The organism is Nonomuraea sp. NPDC005650 (assembly GCF_040605375.1).
GTDB lineage: Bacteria > Actinomycetota > Actinomycetes > Streptosporangiales > Streptosporangiaceae > Nonomuraea.
Map to the genome: position 1 here is coordinate 229387 of NZ_JBEXCR010000016.1, position 16653 is coordinate 246039.

Annotated in this window: 17 protein-coding genes; 11 read left to right on the top strand and 6 right to left on the bottom strand. The window is 72.3% G+C overall.

Going from position 1 to position 16653, the window contains the following annotated elements:
- Positions 1 to 80: 80 nt before the first annotated feature.
- Both ABZS69_RS27985 and ABZS69_RS27990 read left to right on the top strand, forming a co-directional pair.
- Positions 81 to 632, top strand: coding sequence for a hypothetical protein (locus ABZS69_RS27985; RefSeq protein ID WP_355377731.1), 552 nt, complete (start codon positions 81 to 83; stop codon positions 630 to 632).
- Between the two features lie 97 nt (positions 633 to 729).
- On the top strand, positions 730 to 1635 hold the full coding sequence (locus ABZS69_RS27990; protein ID WP_355377732.1) for a hypothetical protein: 906 nt from the start codon (positions 730 to 732) through the stop codon (positions 1633 to 1635).
- An 8-nt stretch (positions 1636 to 1643) separates the two neighbouring features.
- Here ABZS69_RS27990 and ABZS69_RS27995 read toward each other — a convergent pair whose 3' ends face one another.
- From ABZS69_RS27995 to ABZS69_RS28015, 5 genes are all read right to left on the bottom strand, one after another.
- Positions 1644 to 1949, bottom strand: coding sequence for a hypothetical protein (locus tag ABZS69_RS27995; protein ID WP_355377734.1), 306 nt, complete (start codon positions 1947 to 1949; stop codon positions 1644 to 1646).
- Between the two features lie 61 nt (positions 1950 to 2010).
- A complete protein-coding gene (gene rraA / locus ABZS69_RS28000; protein ID WP_355377735.1) occupies positions 2011 to 2481 on the bottom strand; it encodes a ribonuclease E activity regulator RraA in 471 nt (156 codons plus the stop codon).
- A gap of 12 nt (positions 2482 to 2493) precedes the next feature.
- Positions 2494 to 3651, bottom strand: a complete 1158-nt coding sequence (locus ABZS69_RS28005) for an MFS transporter (RefSeq protein WP_355377736.1) — start codon at positions 3649 to 3651, stop codon at positions 2494 to 2496.
- Positions 3644 to 4348 carry a GntR family transcriptional regulator gene (locus tag ABZS69_RS28010; protein WP_355377737.1) on the bottom strand — a complete coding sequence of 235 codons (705 nt, stop codon included), beginning with the start codon at positions 4346 to 4348 and terminating at the stop codon, positions 3644 to 3646. Before ABZS69_RS28010 ends, ABZS69_RS28005 begins: the two co-directional genes overlap by 8 nt.
- 268 nt (positions 4349 to 4616) lie before the next feature.
- Positions 4617 to 4994 carry a peptidase inhibitor family I36 protein gene (locus tag ABZS69_RS28015; RefSeq protein WP_355377739.1) on the bottom strand — a complete coding sequence of 126 codons (378 nt, stop codon included), beginning with the start codon at positions 4992 to 4994 and terminating at the stop codon, positions 4617 to 4619.
- A 325-nt stretch (positions 4995 to 5319) separates the two neighbouring features.
- Here ABZS69_RS28015 and ABZS69_RS28020 point away from each other — a divergent pair, with 325 nt between their 5' ends.
- From ABZS69_RS28020 to ABZS69_RS28045, 6 genes are all read left to right on the top strand, one after another.
- Positions 5320 to 6237: a DUF6282 family protein gene (locus tag ABZS69_RS28020; protein WP_355377740.1), complete on the top strand. Its 918-nt coding sequence runs from the start codon at positions 5320 to 5322 to the stop codon at positions 6235 to 6237.
- On the top strand, positions 6234 to 7001 hold the full coding sequence (locus ABZS69_RS28025) for an ABC transporter ATP-binding protein (protein WP_355377742.1): 768 nt from the start codon (positions 6234 to 6236) through the stop codon (positions 6999 to 7001). Before ABZS69_RS28020 ends, ABZS69_RS28025 begins: the two co-directional genes overlap by 4 nt.
- Positions 6998 to 7813 carry an ABC transporter permease gene (locus ABZS69_RS28030; RefSeq protein ID WP_355377744.1) on the top strand — a complete coding sequence of 272 codons (816 nt, stop codon included), beginning with the start codon at positions 6998 to 7000 and terminating at the stop codon, positions 7811 to 7813. Before ABZS69_RS28025 ends, ABZS69_RS28030 begins: the two co-directional genes overlap by 4 nt.
- Entirely contained in the window at positions 7810 to 8823 is a 1014-nt protein-coding gene (locus tag ABZS69_RS28035; protein WP_355377746.1) for an ABC transporter substrate-binding protein, read from the top strand. The genes ABZS69_RS28030 and ABZS69_RS28035 overlap by 4 nt, the downstream gene beginning before the upstream one ends.
- Positions 8824 to 8967: 144 nt before the next feature.
- A complete protein-coding gene (locus ABZS69_RS28040; RefSeq protein WP_355377748.1) occupies positions 8968 to 10437 on the top strand; it encodes a hypothetical protein in 1470 nt (489 codons plus the stop codon).
- Between the two features lie 22 nt (positions 10438 to 10459).
- Complete coding sequence (locus ABZS69_RS28045; RefSeq protein WP_355377749.1) at positions 10460 to 10744, top strand: protealysin inhibitor emfourin; 285 nt, start codon at positions 10460 to 10462, stop codon at positions 10742 to 10744.
- Here ABZS69_RS28045 and ABZS69_RS28050 read toward each other — a convergent pair.
- Complete coding sequence (locus tag ABZS69_RS28050) at positions 10672 to 13044, bottom strand: LuxR C-terminal-related transcriptional regulator (protein ID WP_355377750.1); 2373 nt, start codon at positions 13042 to 13044, stop codon at positions 10672 to 10674. The genes ABZS69_RS28045 and ABZS69_RS28050 overlap by 73 nt on opposite strands.
- Positions 13045 to 13179: 135 nt before the next feature.
- Here ABZS69_RS28050 and ABZS69_RS28055 point away from each other — a divergent pair, with 135 nt between their 5' ends.
- The 3 genes from ABZS69_RS28055 to ABZS69_RS28065 all read left to right on the top strand — a co-directional run bounded on the left by ABZS69_RS28055 (position 13180) and on the right by ABZS69_RS28065 (position 16594).
- Positions 13180 to 14169 (top strand): NAD(P)-dependent alcohol dehydrogenase, encoded by a 990-nt coding sequence (locus ABZS69_RS28055; protein ID WP_355377751.1) that lies wholly within the window; start codon positions 13180 to 13182, stop codon positions 14167 to 14169.
- An 83-nt stretch (positions 14170 to 14252) separates the two neighbouring features.
- Positions 14253 to 14789 (top strand): TetR/AcrR family transcriptional regulator, encoded by a 537-nt coding sequence (locus ABZS69_RS28060; protein WP_355377752.1) that lies wholly within the window; start codon positions 14253 to 14255, stop codon positions 14787 to 14789.
- The gene (locus ABZS69_RS28065) at positions 14789 to 16594 is read left to right on the top strand and encodes an alpha/beta fold hydrolase (protein WP_355377754.1); all 1806 of its coding nucleotides are present in this window, start codon (positions 14789 to 14791) and stop codon (positions 16592 to 16594) included. Before ABZS69_RS28060 ends, ABZS69_RS28065 begins: the two co-directional genes overlap by 1 nt.
- The last annotated feature ends 59 nt before the right edge of the window (positions 16595 to 16653 follow it).

Here is a 16653-nt window from a genome sequence, read left to right on the forward strand (position 1 = left end):
TGCGTGATCCACGAGCGTGTGCCCTGTCGCCTAACAAAGGACCCCGCCTGCTCATGTCTGCTCGCCTGCACTCTATCGCCATGCTCACCGCTACTGTGCTGACCGCTGTGGCCGTCGGCTCTCCTGCGGCGCACGCTGACGCCGAGGCCGGCAGCACGATCAGCCAGACGGCCGTGCTCCAGGGCTCGACCACCGCGTCCTACTTCTGGGACGACTCCTCCGGCCGCGCCGGTGACACCGGCCTGCCCGCCGCCGGCAAGCCCATGCAGAAGGGTCTGGTCGCCAGCCCGAGCTGGCCGCTCATGACCGAGGGCTACGTCGTCTACAAGGGCAAGAAGCTTCCGTTCTTCGTCGGCGACCGCGGTCCCGGCAACCCCTCCAACACCGGTGTGATGCTCGACCTGGACGCCAAGACGTTCGCCGAGCTGACCGGCGGCAAGTTCAACCCGAACACCCTGGCCGTGGACGGCGTCGCCGGCGCGGGCCACATCAAGGTCGACTACGTCGTGACCAAGTGGGGCGGCGGCGTCGGCAAGAAGAACTTCCCGGTCGCCTACTCCACCGGCGCCTGGGCCGAGCGTGACAGCCGCCCCGTCGTCCAGCCGGTGTCGGTCAAGCTCCCCGCGAACTGAGCTCGCGTTCCCCCAAAGGGCACCCCTGACCAGGGGTGCCCTTTTCGCGTGCCGGTATCGTGCTGCCGACGATCTACCCGCACGTGGAAGGGACCAGATGAGCTCCCGGCCGCTTTACCGCGACCCCATGCACGACGGCGCCACCGACCCCACCCTGATCTGGAACCGGGCCGAGCGCGCCTGGTGGCTCGTCTACACCAGCCGCCGCGCGAGCGCCCCGGACCTGGGGGACGTGAGCTGGGTGCACGGCACCGACCTCGGCGTCGCGTCGTCGGCGGACGGGGGCGTGACCTGGCTCTACCGGGGGACGATCGACGGGCTCGACACCGAGTGGGGGCGGCACACGTACTGGGCGCCGGAGATCGTCGACGACGGCGAGACGTACCACATGTACGTCAGCGTCATCCGCGGCGTCCCCAGCGCGTGGCCGGGGCACGAGCGCCACCTCCGCCACTACACCAGCCCCGACCTCGTACGCTGGACCTTCCGGTCCACCCTCGGCCTGTCCTCCCCGTACGTGATCGACGCCTGCGTGGCCCCGCTGCCCGGCGGCGGCCACCGGCTCTGGTACAAGGACGAGGCCGACGGCTCGCACACCTGGGCCGCCGACAGCCCCGACCTTTACCATTGGCAGGTCCGCGGGCCCGCCGTGACGATCTCCGCGCACGAGGGCCCCAACGTGTTCACGCTCGGAGGCCGGCACTGGATGATCGTCGACGAGTGGCACGGCCAGCGGGTGCTGACCTCGGACGACCTCGACGTCTGGGAGCCGCGGGGCCTCATCCTCGACGAGCCGGGCACGCGCCCCGACGACGACGGGTTCGGCCACCACGCGGACGTCGTGGTGACGGGGGAGGAGGCGGTGATCTTCTACTTCACCCACCCCGGCGGCGGCCGCCGCTCGTCGGTCCAGGCCGCCCGGCTGCGGGTGCGGGACGGCGAGCTGACCTGCGACAGGAACGAACCCCTCACCGGCCCCCTCCTGCCCGTCGAAGGTCCCTGACCCGGGTCTCAGCGGCTTCGCTCCCACCGGTACGACCAGACGAGCCCCAGCACGGCGGCCGCGCACCACGCGACGGCGAGGAGCTTCGAGGCCGCGATGGACGCCAGGCACAGCGCCCCCATCGAGGCGCCGGCGGCCATGCCGGACCTGCGGTTGGGGGCGTCGGCGTCACGCTCGGGGCGCGGCACCGGTGGCGGGGGCAGCGGCTCCCACAACTGCCCGCAGCCACTGCACCGCCACGGCCCGCCGCCGGCGCCAGGAGCGACGCAACGGTGCGCCTCGATGGCGGCCGACGTCTCCGCGTCCAAGGTCATGAGGGAAAGGCTCGACCATGGCGGCCGATCGGCGCAAGATCCCTCACCCCGCAGGAACGCGCTACCCGCGCGTGACCAGGATCCCGTCGTCGTCGCTGAACAGCTCGGCGCCGGGGCGGAAGGCGGCGCCGCCGAAGGTGACGGGCACGTCGCGCTCGCCCCCGCCGTTCTTGGCGCTCTTGCGGGGGTTGGAGCCGATGGCCTTGACGCCCAGGTCGAGCTCGCGCAGGGCGGCGACGTCGCGTACGGCGCCGTTGATGACCACGCCCGCCCAGCCGTTGGCGACCGCCATGCCGGCGATGACGTCACCCATGAGGGCGGCGTGCAGGGAGCCCCCGCCGTCCACCACCAGGACCCGGCCCGCACCGGGCTCGGACAGGACGGACTTGAGCAGGACGTTGTCCTCGTGGCACCGGACGGTGACGACGGTGCCGCTGAAGGCGCGGCGCCCGCCGTACTGGCGCAGCTGCAGGTCGCAGGAGTCGAGCTCGTCGCCGCGCTCGTCGTACAGGTCTGCGGTGACAACGGTCATGGTGGAACCTTCCTAGGGATCGACGGGAAGCCGCCGGGCGGCCACACCGGCCCAGCCGAGGCTGAGCGCGGTGACGAGGAGCACGCCGCCGGCGCCGAGCCCGGCGGCGACGAGACCGGCCGCGCCGGGGATGACCAGCTGGCCGGTACGGTTGCCGACCAGGCGCAGGGACATGGCCCGGCCGCGCATCCCGGCGGGGGCGGACTCGGCCAGCCACGACATGGTCAGCGGCTGCCCCACGCCCAGCCCGAACCCCGCCACCAGCAGCAGGGCGGCCAGCGCCCAGAGCGGCATGGGCACGGGCGTCAGCACCATGGCGACGGCCGCGGCGAGGGTGCTGGCGACCAGCAGCCTGCGCCGGCCGACGAGGCGGGCGAGGTGGCCGAGGAAGAAGCGCGAGGCCATGGAGGCCACGCCGCGAACGGTCAGCAGCAGGCCCACGGCGCTCGCGGTCAGGCCCTGCTCGGTGCCGAGCGCGGGCAGGTACGCCAGCGTGATGTCCACCGCGGCCAGCACCACGCAGCTGGTCAGCAGGGCGTGCGCGAGGCCGGGCAGGCGCAGCAGCGAGCGCAGGTCCCCGCCCTCGGCCCGGCTCCGGCCGGCCTGGCCGCTCGCCGGGAGCAGCACGGACAGCGCCAGGACGAGCACGCCCAGGCCGCAGGACCAGGCGAAGATGCTGCCGGTGTCGGGGATGGAGCCGTCGCCGCCGAGCACGGCGATCAGGAGCGGGCCGGCGGCCTGGCCGAGGGACGCGGCAAAGGTGTAGTGGCCGAAGGCGGTGTCGTGGCGGCCGTGCTCGGTGGTGTTGGCGACCAGCGCCTGCTGGGCGATGACGCTGCCCAGATGGCCGGTGCCGAGCAGGACCCCGGCCGCGACCAGGCCGGCGACGGTGTGGCCGAACATGGTGAACGCGACGGCGGAGGCGATGAGCAGGAGCGCGCCCGCCACGGCCATGCGGCGCTCGCCGAACCGGTCGGCGGCGTGGCCGGCGGGCAGGGCCAGCAGCAGCGGCGCGATGGCGAAGCTGGCGCCGAGCACGCCGAGCCAGGCCGTGGGCACGTCGAGCTCGATCGCGCGGTACGACATGGTGGGCCGCAGCACGAAGGTGATCACCTGGGTGCCGGTGGAGTGGGCGAGCAGGACCGCGTGCCGATGCCAGGCTTCAGGCATCTACCCCGTCCTGGTCCGCCGGGTTCGGGTGTTTGCGCAGCCGCCAGGCGGCCTGGGCGCCGAGGCTGGTGTCGATGTGCTCGCGCATGACGGCGGCGGCGGAGTCGGCGTCGCCGGCGATCACGTACTCCAGCAGGGCCTCGTGCTCGGCGGCCTTGCGGTCGCGGGCCGCCTGGCCGCGCTCGACCTCCAGGGCGAGGCGGCGGTAGCGGTCGGCCTTGTCCCACAGGCTGTCGAGGGTCCGGATGAGCAGGTCGTTGTGGGAGGCGGAGTAGAGGGCGGCGTGGAACTTGCGGTGGGCGACCAACTGCTCGTAGGCGGGGTTGCCGGGCAGGGGTTCGAGGCCCTCGTGGGCGGCGCGCATGGCGGCGATGTCGGCCTTGGTACGGCGCTCGGCCGCCAGCGCGACCGCCAGGGGGTCGAGGGAGCGGCGTAGTTCGAGCAGGTCGCGGGCCTCCTCGGCGGCCAGGGCCGCGACGCGGGCGTCGCGGTGGGCGTCGAGCTCGACCAACCCTTCGCTCTTGAGCCGGCGCAGCGCCTCGCGCAGGGGTGTGGTGCTGATGCCGATGTCGCGGGCCAGCTGCGCCTGCGCGATGACGGAGCCGGGGGCCAGCTTCCCGGACAGGATCAGCTCCTTGACGCGCAGGTAGGCGTAGTCCGCCTTCGTCGTGTAGAGCTCGGCCGCTGATTCGCCCATCGCCGTCCCGTCTTGTCGCTGACGGTTATAACCTACACGGTCGGCAAATGTCGGCCTTTGGCACCCCCGTGCGTTCCCGGATAGCCGACGTTATAGGCGACAGGGGCTGCCGATCCGGCGGGAGGTGGGCGGTGGGTGCGGCGACAGCGGGCGCTGTCGGCGGCGGGGCCAGGCCGCCGGTCGGTGACCGCCGTGCCGGCCTGGCCCCAGGTGAGTCGCGGGCCCGTCGCGCCGCGTGCGTCCGGGGCTCGTGACCCGGCTCAGGGCCTCAGCAGCGGGGCGCCACGGCGTCGATCTTGCCGCCGAAGTCGTTCTTGTACACCTTGCGGTAGTCGCCGTCCCGGACGACGCGCGTCTCCTTGCGGTCGGGGACGCTGATCCAGTTGATGAAGCATCCGTCGGCGTGCGCCATGAACGAGCCCACGTTGTCGTGCAGGGCCGGTGGGACGTCCACGTAACCGTTGCCCGGGTTCCAGCACCACGACGAGCCGGAGTAGTCCCGCCCGGAGTAGAGGCAGATGTCGCCCGCCCTGGCCGATCCGGCGGTGGCCGGAGCCGCCGTGGCCGGGGCGGCGCAAGCCAGGATGGCGAGGGCGACGCTGCCGGTAACCGATGCGATGCGCATGCCGCGTGTCGTCGACTTCATTACGGGTTCTCCTCGTGTCGGTGCAGCCTGGAGGGGCTTCCAGGCCAGCTCCATCACAGGGTGTAACAGATCCGACACGCAGCGCGCCCGCCTGGCGGTTACAAGATCTGGACCCGTGGTCGGCAAGGTGTGGCGGTCATGTCATAGCGAGACGGTCGGTCCGGGGTGTCGATTCGCAGGTGGCGCAAATCAAGTGCACAAAATCGTTGACAATCGCGTGATCGCCGACAGCAAGGAAGCACGTCTGGGCAGACTCTTGACGGTTGTCGTCGATATTGTAAACAATCTGTTTCCCAAGATGACGAACGACGTTGGGGGACCACGTATGGCGGACCATCCCAAGCCTTCCGCCCGAGCCCGTGGGCTCGTCGCGGGCGCCTACGACATCCACATCCACGTGGCACCCGATGTGATGCGCAGGCGGATAGACGACCTCACCCTGGCGGGGCGCTTCGCGGAGGTGGGGCTGGCCGGGTTCGTGCTCAAGTCGCACTACGTCCCCACGGCGGAGCGGGCCGCGGTGGTGCGGGCGGCGGTGCCCGGGTTCGGCGCGGTCGGGGCGATCACCCTGAACGCGTCCGTGGGCGGCCTGAACCCCGTCGCCGTCGAGATCGCCGCCCGCGGGGGCGCGCAGGTGGTGTGGCTGCCCACGGTGGACAGCGCCAACCAGCGGGCCTGCGCCGCCACCGACCCCGAGGGGGCCACGCCGCCCATGTGGGCCCGGCTGCAGGACGAGCTGCGGGCGGCGGGGATGGCGGCCGAGCCGGTGGACGTCGTGGGGCCCGGCGGCGTGCTGGAGCGGACCCGGCAGGTGCTGCGGGTCGTCGCCGGACACGACATGACGCTCGCCACCGGCCACCTGAGCGCGGACGAGATCGACGCCGTGGTGGACGCGGCCGCGGAGGAGGGCGTCCGCCGCATCGTGATCACGCACCCGGAGTTCACCTCGCAGCGGGTCGCGATCGACCGGCAGCGGGCGCTCGCGGCCAAGGGCGCCCTGCTCGAACGCTGCTTCACCACGCCCCACTCCGGCAAGGTCTCCTGGGAGACCTGGTTCGAGCACATCGACGCCGTGGGCCCCGCGCACTCGGTGCTCTCCAGCGACCTCGGCCAGCCGTTCAACCCGCCCGTGGAGGACGGCCTGGCCCTGCTGGCCGACCGGCTGCTCGCCGAGGGCTTCACCGAGGAGGACGTCCGGACCATGGCGGTCGGCAACCCCCGGCGGCTGGCGGGTGCCGAATGAGCGCCCCGGTGATCAAGGCGAGCGGGCTCGGCAAGCAGTTCGCCAAGGGTGACGTCGGCATCGTGGCCCTGCGCGACTTCGACCTGGAGATCGCGGAGGGCAGCTTCGTCACCGTGCTCGGCCGCAGCGGCTGCGGCAAATCGACGATGCTCAACCTGCTCGCCGGGCTCACCGCGCCGACCGCGGGCTCGGTCGCGTACCGGGGCGAGCCGATCTCCGGCCCGCGTACGGAGCTGGGCTACCTCACCCAGTCCGACACGCTGATGCCGTGGCGGGACGTGCACCGCAACGTCGAGCTCCCCCTGGAGATCGGCGGCGTGCCCGCCCGGCTCCGCAGGGAACGCGCGGCGGAGCTGATCAAGAGGGTCGGCCTCGACGGGTTCGAACGGCACTACCCGCGCGAGTTGTCCGGCGGGATGCGCCGCCGGGTCAGCCTGGCCAGGATGCTCGCCGGCGACCCGGAGACGCTGCTCATGGACGAGCCGTTCGGCGCGCTCGACGCCCAGCTGCGCGGCGACCTGCAGGCGGAGCTGCTGCGGCTGTGGGGGGAGAGCGGGCAGACGGTGGTGTTCGTGACCCACGACATCGAGGAGGCGCTGTTGCTCGGCGACAGGGTCGTCGTGCTCGGCCGGATCGGCCGCATCGTGCTCGACCGGCCGATCGACCTGCCCAGACCCAGAGACGCCGACGAGCTACGCGTGGACCCCGACTTCGTCGCCCTGCACCGCGAGCTGACCGGGGCCCTGCGGGAGGGAGCGCGATGACCGCCATCCACACCGTGAACCTCGACCGGAGCTGGTGGAGCAGGCACGGCGGCGCCGTGACCGTGTGGTCGCTGCGGGCGCTGTTGGTGGCGGCGCTGCTGGTCGGGTGGGAGCTGGCCGCGGACCGGTGGTTCGACATCACCTTCACCAGCCGGCCGAGCGACATCTGGACCCGCCTCGTGCAGTGGCAGCAGGACGGGACACTGTGGTCCAACACCTGGATCACCGTCCAGGAGATCGTCTACGGCTTCGTGGTCGGCGCCGTGGCCGGCGCGGTGACCGGCTTCCTGCTCGCCTCGGCGCCCGCCCTCTACCGGGTGCTCGACCCGTTCGTCATGGCCCTGTACGCGATCCCCAAGGTGGCCCTGGCCCCGCTGTTCATCGTCTGGTTCGGCATCGGCATGCACATGAAGGTGCTGCTGGCCGCCGCGACGGTGTTCTTCCTCGTCTTCCTCAACACGGCCGCGGGCGTGCGCGAGGTCGACCGCGGCCTGATCGACGCCGTACGCCTGATGGGCGGCGGACGGAGAGACATCATGATCAAGGTGGTCGTGCCGTCGTCCATGACCGGGCTGCTCACCGGGCTCAAGGTGGCCATCCCGTACGCGCTCATCGGAGCGGTGATCGGTGAGCTGGTGGCCTCCAACCGCGGGCTCGGCTACCTGATCAACGACGCCGCCGCGCAGTTCGACACCGCGGGGGTGTTCGCCACGCTGGCGGTCCTGAGCGTGATCGCGGCCCTGCTCAACCTCGTCGTCGGGCTGCTCGACCGCCGGGCCGGGCGCTGGAAGCCGATGGGGGCCGACCGGTGAGGCGCGCCGTCCTGCCGATCCTGGCCGCCCTCGTCCTGGCCGTGACCGGCTGCGCGCAACGCAGCTCGACGACGCCGCCCGGCGTGCTGAACGTCGGCCAGATCAGCAACTCGATCGCGTTCTTCCCGCTCTTCGTGGCCGAGCAGAAGGGATACTTCGCCCAGGCCGGGGTCAAGCTCGGCGAGCGGCCCAGGCTCGGCACCGGCGCCAAGGTCGCGGCGGCCCTCAAGTCGGGCAGCATCGACCTGGGAGCGGGCGTGCTGACCGACGCGCTCAACCTCGCCCGGATCGACGACAAGGGCCGGCTGGTGGCCAACCTGGTGGACCGCTACTACGTCGACGTGGTGGTCGGCTCGTCCTTCGCCGGCGCCGCCGCCACCGACCCGCTCGACCGGCGCATCCACGCCCTGCGCGGCAAGAAGATCGGCATCACCGGGCCGGGCAGCGGGACCGAGGCGCTGGTCACCTACCTGTTCGCCAAGGTCGGCATGAGCTCCGCCACCGACTGCGAGCTGGTCAACCTCGGCAGCACCGCGGCCTCGGCGCTGGGCGCGCTCAAGGCGGGGCGGGTGGACGCCCTCGCCTTCTTCCAGCCGATCGCCCAGCAGGCGGCCGCCGCCGGCATCGGCACCCGTTACATCTCGCCCGCCGCCGGTGACGTGCCCGGACTCGAACGGACCGCGCACGGCGTCGTCTTCACCACCCAGCGGATCATCGACAAGAAGCCCAAGGAGGTCGCCGCCTTCCAGAGCGCGCTCGAACGCGCCCAGCGCTTCATCCACGAGGCCGATCCCGCCGAGATCACCCGGCTGCTGACCGTCTACCTCAAGGGCATCGACCCGAAGGCGCTGACCGAGCTGCCGGGTCTCATGCGTGCCGAGATCCCGGAGAGCATCGGCTTCACGCGGGCCTCCTTCGACACGGCCATCGCCTTCCACCGCGCGACCGGGCTGGTCAAGCACCTTCCCGCGTACGAGAAGATCGTGCCGCCCACGCTGCGGACACCATAGCCGGGCGGCGGCGGGAGCGGCTGTGAAATGTCCGATCGAACCTTTTATGTCCCATGTGCACGTGATTATCCGACTCCGGGCAGGACTCGAAAGGCGCGTCAAAATTGTCGCCGCGCCCGAGAGCACGGGGGAGTGAACAGTCAGATGATCATTCAGGAAATCAGGGAGAAGAGCGTCCCCGGGTACCGCGAGGTCGCGGGAACGGCCGTAACGGACACGACGAAGCAGCTGCTCCAGCCGCCGTTCACGGTGGAACCTGCACCCACGCAGCGCACGGCCCCGGCGCCGGTCCCCGTTCCGATCCCGCCGATCGTCGGGCCCCGGATCCTCATCTACAAGCAGGACCCTACCGTCGCCGAGCTGGGCGTCCGGCCGATCTTCATCCCCAGCCCGGTGCTCAACGGGCCCACCGACGCCCGGCTCACCACCGAGCTGTCGGGCACCACGCCGGTGGCGCGGAGCGTCAACGGCGACTTCATCTTCGTCCCCAACTCGCCGGAGTTCGACTGCGCGCACGCGTACGCGGTCGTCCGGGAGACGCTGACGATGTACGAGCGCCACAACGGCGGCACGCCCATCCCGTTCGCGTGGAACACCGGCGGCAACCTCGACCGGCTCACCGTCTTCCCGCGCGCCGCCGTCGGGGCCAACGCCTTCTACAGCAGGGCGGCCAAGGCGCTGAAGTTCCTCTTCTTCACCCCGACCGGCACCACGCAGCAGGTCTTCACCTGCCGCTCGCTGGACATCGTCGCGCACGAGGCCGGTCACGCGATCCTCGACGGGCTCAAGCCCGGCTGGCTCGCCGCGGACAACCCGCCGCAGACGGGCGGCCTGCACGAGTCGTTCGGCGACCTGACCGCCGTCTTCCTGACGCTGGCGCAGCCGGACCAGGCCGAGGCGCTCGTCGCGCTCACCAAGGCCAACCTGCACGCCAAGTCGTTCCTGTCGGCCCTGGCCGAGCAGTTCGGGCAGGCGCTCGGCCGCCCGTTCGGCCTGCGCAACGCCGACAACGACCTCAAGCTGAGCGAGGTCAGCAACGAGGTGCACGCGATCTCGCAGGTGTTCACCGGCGGCGTCTACGACGTGCTCGCCGACATCTACGCGTTCGAGCGCACCAGGCAGGGCGCGACCAAGAGCCCCACCGTGATCCTCATGGAGGTCGCGAACAACCTGTGCCACCTGCTGTTCCAGGCGATCGTGAAGGCGCCCGCGACCAAGGCCACCTACACCGACGTCGTCAACCAGATGCTGCAGGTCTCGGCCGCCCAGGGCGACCCCAACATCTACCGCACCTTCATCCGCAACCGCTTCGCCTTCCGCGAGGTGGTGACGTCGCCGACGCCGTTCTCCGAGATGCTCTCCGGCGAGATGGACCTGATGAACGCCGACTACACCGGCGACGGCAAGACCGCGAAGGACATCACCAACGTCAAGCCCGCCGACACCTCGTCGGCCAGCCTGCGCGCCGTGCAGGACCGCTCGACCTGCTGCGGCACGATGCAGATGCCGGAGTTCCAGGTGATCGCCCATGACAAGCTGACGACCAAGGGCGAGCTGACGGACGACGACATCCTCGCCTCGCAACTGAGCGTCCTCAAGAAGGCGTTCAAGTAACTACGAGCCCGGCGAGTCAGACATGCGTGTGAAGATCGAGAGAACCGGCGGCTTCGCCGGCATCGAGGAGACCGTCACCGAGTACGACACCGACGACCTCCCCGAGCAGGAGGCCGCCAAGGTGTACGAGGCGCTGTCGGCGATCGACGCCGCCACGGCTGAGGGCGGGTCCGGGGAGATCGGCGCCGACCTGATGATCTACCGGATCACCGTCGGCGACGGTCCCGGACGGGTCTACACGGTGTCCGACGACCCGGAGTCGAAGACGGCGGACCCGCTGGCCGCGCTGCTGCGTGGGTCCGCCTGACCGGACGACGCCATCCAGGCCGCGATCTGCGTCCGCGAGTTGAAGCCGAGCTTGTTCAGGATGTTGCGGACGTGGCTGTCGACGGTGTGCTCGGAGATGAACAGCCGGGCCGCGATCCGCTTGTTGCTCAGCCCGTCGGCGACCAGCCTGGCGACCTCCGCCTCCCGCTTCCCGAGCGGCCCCGCGTCGGCGGGGGCGGGGGCGGAGCGGGCGGGGGGAGCCGGCTCGCCGAGCGCCAGCCTGATCGCGGCGTCCCGGCTCAGGAGCCGGCCGGCCTCGTACCCGGCCGCGAACCCGGTCGCGCCGAGCGCCGCCGTCACCGACTCCTCGGCCCGGCCGACCATCCGGGTCAGGTACGGCTGGAGGCTCGCGCCGGCGCCCGCGCGCACCGTCTCCGCCGCTCCGAGCAGCCGCGCCGCGACCTGCGCCTGTCCGGAGGCCGCCGCGTGGCAGCCCAGGGCGTCGAGCAGGCAGTACTGCGCCACCCGGTCGTCGATCCGGTGGGCGATCGGCAGCGCCTCCGCGAGCAGCGGCTTCGACTCGTCGAGCGCGCCGGCCATCAGCAGGGCCGAGCCGAGGTTCAGCAGCATCATGCCGAGGCTGTAGAGGTCGCCGAGCTCCCGGCTGATCCGCACGCCCTGCGAAGCCGCGGCCCTGACGTCGTCGAGATCGCCGTCGGCCAGGCCGTTCAGCGCTCGCGACTGCAGCGCCATGAGCGTGGCAGGCAGGTCGTCGAGGTCCGCCGCGACGGCGTGGGCCTCCTCGGACAGGCGCCTGGTGGAGGGGTGATCGCCGGCCATGTTCGCGGCGATCGCGGCGAGGGAGAGCGACTGCGACAGCAGGCTGCGCAGGTCCGCCTCCCGGGCGGCCGTCACCGCCCGTTCGAGCGCGGGGCGGGCGGCGGCCGGATCTGACTGCAGCACGGCCAGGAACCCGCGCAGGTAGTACGCCCACGCCCCGGTCCTGGGGTCGCCGACGCCGGGCGCGAGCAGCTCGTCGAGCCATCGGACGCCCTCGCTCGTGGCCCGCGTCATCCAGTACCAGCCGAGGGAGCAGGCGAGGGCGAGCCCGCCGGACCGGTCCCCCTGGGCCAGGCAGCGCCTGAGGACCGACCGGATGTTGTCGATCTCCAGGTCCATCCACGCCAGCCACTCGACGAGCCGGAACCGGGACTCGGCCGCGGACCGCCGGCACCGCGACCGGAAGTAGCCGGAGCAGCGCCGCTCGACGGCCTCCTCCTCGCCGGCCGCGCGCAGCTTGAGCCAGGCGTACTCGCGCATCGTCTCGTGCAGCCGGTAGCAGGCCAGGGCGCCGGCGTCCTCCTTCGTCACCAGGGACTTCTCGACGAGCGACGACATCAGGTCCAGCGCCAGCCCGGCCGGCACGTCGTCCCACGCGCAGACCGACTCGACGTCCTCGACGGTGAACCTGCCGGCGAACACGGACAGCCGCCTCAGCAGCGCCTGCTCGCCCGCCGTCAGCAGGTCGTGGCTCCAGTCGATGGTGGTGCGCAGCGTCCGATGGCGCGGCAGCGCGGCCCGTACCCCGCCGGTGAGCAGGCCGAACCGGTCGGACAGCCGGTCGAGGATCTGCTCGGCGGTGAGGACCCGCGTCCTGACGGCGGCCAGCTCGATCGCCAGCGGCAGGCCGTCGAGCCGGTGGCACAGATCGGCCACGGCCGCCTGGTTCGCGGCCGTCAGCTCGAAGGCGCCCGATCCGGCCGCGGCCCGTTCCACGAAGAGCGTGACCGCCTCGTTCTGCCGGACCTGCGCGAGGGGCCCGGCCACGGGCAACCGGAGCGGCGGCACGGGCACCACGTGCTCGCCCGGCGCCGACAGCGGCTCCCGGCTGGTGGCCAGCACGCTCACGCCCGGCGCGGCTTTCATGATCTCGGTCACGAGCCGGGAGGCCGCTTCGAGCAGGTGCTCGCAGTTGTCCAGCACGATCAGCAGCCGCTTGTCGCGCAGGTGGGCCAGCAGCCGGGCCAGGGGATCGGCCGCCGCCTGGTCGCGCAGGTCCAGGGTCGCCAGCACGGTGTCGCCGACCCGCGCCGGATCCCGGACCTCGGCCAGCTCGACCAGCCACGCGCCGCCGGGGAACCCGCGCCCGAGGTCGGACGCCATCCGCACCGCGAGGCGCGTCTTGCCCACGCCGCCCGGCCCGACGAGGCTGACCAGCCGGGCCCCGGTGAGCTTCTTCCTGACTTCTGCCAGCTCGTGGCGGCGGCCGATGAAGCTGGTCGCTTCGGCCGGCAGGTTGCCCGAGCGGCGCGGCGGTCTGGCCATCGTTGATCTGGACACTACTCCCGGCGGCGGATCGATTGGCCCCCCAAATCACGAATTTCCGTGATATCGGCGCTCGGTGGCGGCTGCCTACGCTGACCAGCGACGCGGCCGCGCGGCGCGTCCGGCCGGCAACTCGTCCAAGGGGGCACCATGAAGGCAATCCGCTATGACCGGTACGGCTCGCCCGACGTCCTCGAACTCCACGACGTCGACCCGCCCGCCGTCGGCGACGACGACGTCCTCGTCTGTGTGAAGGCGGCCGCCGTCAACCCGCTCGACTTCCACTTCATGAGGGGCACGCCGTACGTGGTCCGCTCGATGAGCGGCCTGTCACGGCCCAAGCCCATCGGCATGGGCGCCGACCTGGCGGGGTGCGTCGAAGCGGTGGGCAGGAACGTCACCAGGCTCCGGCCGGGGGACGAGGTGTTCGGCGGCCGGGCGATGACGGAGGCGCGCAGCGCGGCGTTCGCCGAGTACGCCTGCTTCCACCAGGACGCGATGCTCCTGAAGAAGCCGGTCAACCTGACCTTCGAGGAGGCCGCCGCCATTCCGGTGGCCGGGCTCAGCGCCCTGCAGGCGCTGCGGGACAAGGCGCGCGTGCGGGCCGGGCAGCGGGTCCTCGTCAACGGCGCCGGGGGCGGCGTGGGCACGTTCGCGGTCCAGCTCGCCAAGGCGTACGGGGCCGAGGTCACCGGCGTGTGCAGCACCGGGAACGTGGAGATGGTCCGCTCGATCGGCGCCGACCACGTCGTGGACTACACCCGGGACGACGTCACCCGGGCCGGGCGGCGCTACGACGCGATGATCGACATGGTCGGAAACCACCCGCTGTCCGCGATCAGGCGCGTGCTGGCCCCGAAGGGGGTGCTGGTGGCCGTCGGGGGGCCGGTCAAGGGGCTGTGGCTGGGGCCCTTCACCGGTCCGCTCAAGCTGATGGCGCTCTCCATGGTCGTGAGCCAGCGGCTGGCGCCCATCCTGTCGCGGACGAGCAGCGAGGATCTCGAAGTCCTGCGGGACTTCGCCGAAGCCGGGAAGATCACGCCGGTCATCGACCGGACGTATCCGCTCAAGGAACTGCCCGAAGCCGTCCGCTACCTAGAGAAGGGCCACGCCCGGGGGAAGGTCGTCATCACCATATAGTTGGAAAAATAGGTAGACCGGTCTATATTTTCCGCATGGCAGGAACCAAAGGCGCGCAAACCAGTGCACGGCTGGTGGAATCGATGCTCGAACTGATCCAGGCCCGCGGTTACAGCGGCACGGGTCTCAACACCGTGGTGGAGCACGCCCGCGCCCCCAAGGGATCGTTGTACTTCCATTTCCCCGAGGGGAAGGAGGCGCTCGGCGAGAAGGCCGTCGCGCTCGCGGCCGAGCGCTTCCGCGCCCTCGTGGCCGACTCGGCGAGGGAGCCGGGGAGCCCGGGCGACGTGGTCCGCCGCGTGATCGACGTGCTGGGCGGCCTGCTCACCGACAGCGACTTCCAGCTCGGCTGCCCGGTCTCGGTGGTCACGCTGGAGATGGGCGCGCAGAGCGAGCGGCTGCGGGAGGCGTGCGCGGACGCGTTCGGCTCCTGGATCGACCCCATGGCCGAGTACCTCGTCGCCCAGGGCCGTCCGGCCGCCGCCGCGCGCACGCTGGCGACGGCCGTGGTCAGCACGGTCGAGGGGGCGATGATCATGTCACGTGCCCAGCGGTCGGTGGAGCCGCTGCGCTGCGCCGCCGACGTCATCGCCGTGCTCCTGGCCGGGGAGGCGCTGTGATGAGCCGGCACGCCCTGGTGTTCGGGGCGACGGGGCTCATCGGCCGGCACCTGATCCTTGCGCTCGGCCAGGCCGGCGTACGGGTGAGCACGGCCAACCGGAGCCCCGAGTCGTACCGGCGGCTCGTCCTGTGGCTGGAGCGGCACGGGCACGGCCAGGCTCCGGCCGACCTCCGCGCCGACTTCGAGACGCCGTCGCTGATCCACGGCGACGCCACGGACGTCACCGAGATCTACAACTGCGCCGGCGCCTACCGGTTCGGGATGCCGGCGGACGAGGCCCGCCACGCCAACGTCGACAGCGTGCGCGCGATCGTCGCCTTCGCGGCGCGCCTGCCGAACCTGAGCCGCCTCGTGCACGTCTCCGGGTACCGGGTGGGCGGGCAGGACCCGGAGCCCTGGAGCGAGGCGCGGCGGCGGGAGACGTACGAGGCTCTGGGCGCGTACGAGGCGTCCAAGGTCGAGGCGGACGCGGTGCTCCAGGCCACCGCGGACCAGTTGGGCGTCCCCTGGTCCGTGGTCAACCCGTCCAGCGTGATCGGTGACAGCGTCACCGGCGAGTCGGACCAGCAACTGGGCCTCGCGGCGAACGTGAAGGAGATCTGGCAGGGCACCATGCCGGCGCTGCCGGGGAACGCCGCGACCTTCGTCCCCGTGGTCACGGTCGACCACCTCGCCCGGTTCATGACCCTGCTCCCGCTGGACGAGGCCGCCGAACGGGCCGCGTACTGGGTGCTCGACGACGCCACGCCCGCGCTGCCCGACCTGCTCGCCCGCGTCGCGGAGCACTATCGGGTCAGGGCGCCGGGCGCGCGGATCCCCGTGCCCGTCCTGAGGGTCCTGCCCCGATGGCTCACCAAGGCCGATCCGGAGACCCTGACGTTCCTGTCGGCCGACCGCTACCCCACGGGCCCGGCGGACGCCTTCGCCGCCCGGCACGGCCTCGCCATGCCGGACGTCACCGCGTCCATCCTCCGCTGGGCCGACCACCTGGCGGCCCACCGGTTCGGGGACGCTCCCGCCGGCCGGCGGCGGTTCACCGCGCCCGGCGGCGTCCGCACCTTCGAACTCGGCGACCCGGACGCGCCCACCGTGGTGCTGCCCGGCCTGCCGGTGAACGCCGACACCTGGGCGCCGGTCGCCGCGGCGCTGGGCCAGGCCCGCGCCGTGGACCTGCCCGGACTGGGGATGAGCGCCGGACGGCGCGGCGACTGGTCCCGCTGGCCGGCCGCGCTCGTGGCCGAGACCGGCGCCCGCCACCTGGTGGGCCACTCCGTGGGCGCGGCGGCCGCCCTGGAGGCCGCGCTCGCCCACCCCGGCCTGGTGGACCGGCTCACGCTGGTGTCGCCGTTCTTCCTCCAGCCGCCCGCCGGTGCCGCCGCGCGGTGGGCCGCGCTCAGCCGGTGGTATCTGCGCAGGGTCGGCCCCGAGGCCCTGGCGGAGCGGCTCACCGGGGACGTGACGTACGCGAAGGCGCTCGGGTCCAGCGTCGCGGACCTGCGCCGCGGCCCCGTCGCCGCCAACGTCGCCCGGCTGCTGGCCGAGGCCGGGCGGGAGAGGTGGCGCGAGGACCTGCGGGCCAGGCTGCGGCGGTACGAGGGGAGCGTGCACGTCGTCGTGGGAGCCGACGACCCGCTCACGGAGGAGGGGCGCAGGCTGCTGGACGCGCTGCCACGGGCCACGGTGACGGTCGTCGCCGGCGCGGGCCACCACCTCCAGCTGACCCACCCGGACGAGGTCGCCGGGGCCATCCGCGAGTGGACCGCCCTCGTCCCGGCTCCCTCGGACGGGATCATGCCGTCGTAGGTGGCCGGGGCGTCGCGACGAGGTCGGTCCCGCCCGTGGAAGCCCCGCTGCCCCCCGCG

Coding starts and splice junctions, on each gene's coding strand:
- ABZS69_RS27985 (WP_355377731.1), top strand. CDS start 81: ATGCTCACCGCTACTGTGCTGACCGCTGTGGCCGTCGGCTCTCCTGCG.
- ABZS69_RS27990 (WP_355377732.1), top strand. CDS start 730: ATGAGCTCCCGGCCGCTTTACCGCGACCCCATGCACGACGGCGCCACC.
- ABZS69_RS27995 (WP_355377734.1), bottom strand. CDS start 1,949: ATGACCTTGGACGCGGAGACGTCGGCCGCCATCGAGGCGCACCGTTGC.
- rraA (WP_355377735.1), bottom strand. CDS start 2,481: ATGACCGTTGTCACCGCAGACCTGTACGACGAGCGCGGCGACGAGCTC.
- ABZS69_RS28005 (WP_355377736.1), bottom strand. CDS start 3,651: ATGCCTGAAGCCTGGCATCGGCACGCGGTCCTGCTCGCCCACTCCACC.
- ABZS69_RS28010 (WP_355377737.1), bottom strand. CDS start 4,348: ATGGGCGAATCAGCGGCCGAGCTCTACACGACGAAGGCGGACTACGCC.
- ABZS69_RS28015 (WP_355377739.1), bottom strand. CDS start 4,994: ATGAAGTCGACGACACGCGGCATGCGCATCGCATCGGTTACCGGCAGC.
- ABZS69_RS28020 (WP_355377740.1), top strand. CDS start 5,320: ATGGCGGACCATCCCAAGCCTTCCGCCCGAGCCCGTGGGCTCGTCGCG.
- ABZS69_RS28025 (WP_355377742.1), top strand. CDS start 6,234: ATGAGCGCCCCGGTGATCAAGGCGAGCGGGCTCGGCAAGCAGTTCGCC.
- ABZS69_RS28030 (WP_355377744.1), top strand. CDS start 6,998: ATGACCGCCATCCACACCGTGAACCTCGACCGGAGCTGGTGGAGCAGG.
- ABZS69_RS28040 (WP_355377748.1), top strand. CDS start 8,968: ATGATCATTCAGGAAATCAGGGAGAAGAGCGTCCCCGGGTACCGCGAG.
- ABZS69_RS28045 (WP_355377749.1), top strand. CDS start 10,460: ATGCGTGTGAAGATCGAGAGAACCGGCGGCTTCGCCGGCATCGAGGAG.
- ABZS69_RS28055 (WP_355377751.1), top strand. CDS start 13,180: ATGAAGGCAATCCGCTATGACCGGTACGGCTCGCCCGACGTCCTCGAA.
- ABZS69_RS28060 (WP_355377752.1), top strand. CDS start 14,253: ATGCTCGAACTGATCCAGGCCCGCGGTTACAGCGGCACGGGTCTCAAC.
- ABZS69_RS28065 (WP_355377754.1), top strand. CDS start 14,789: ATGAGCCGGCACGCCCTGGTGTTCGGGGCGACGGGGCTCATCGGCCGG.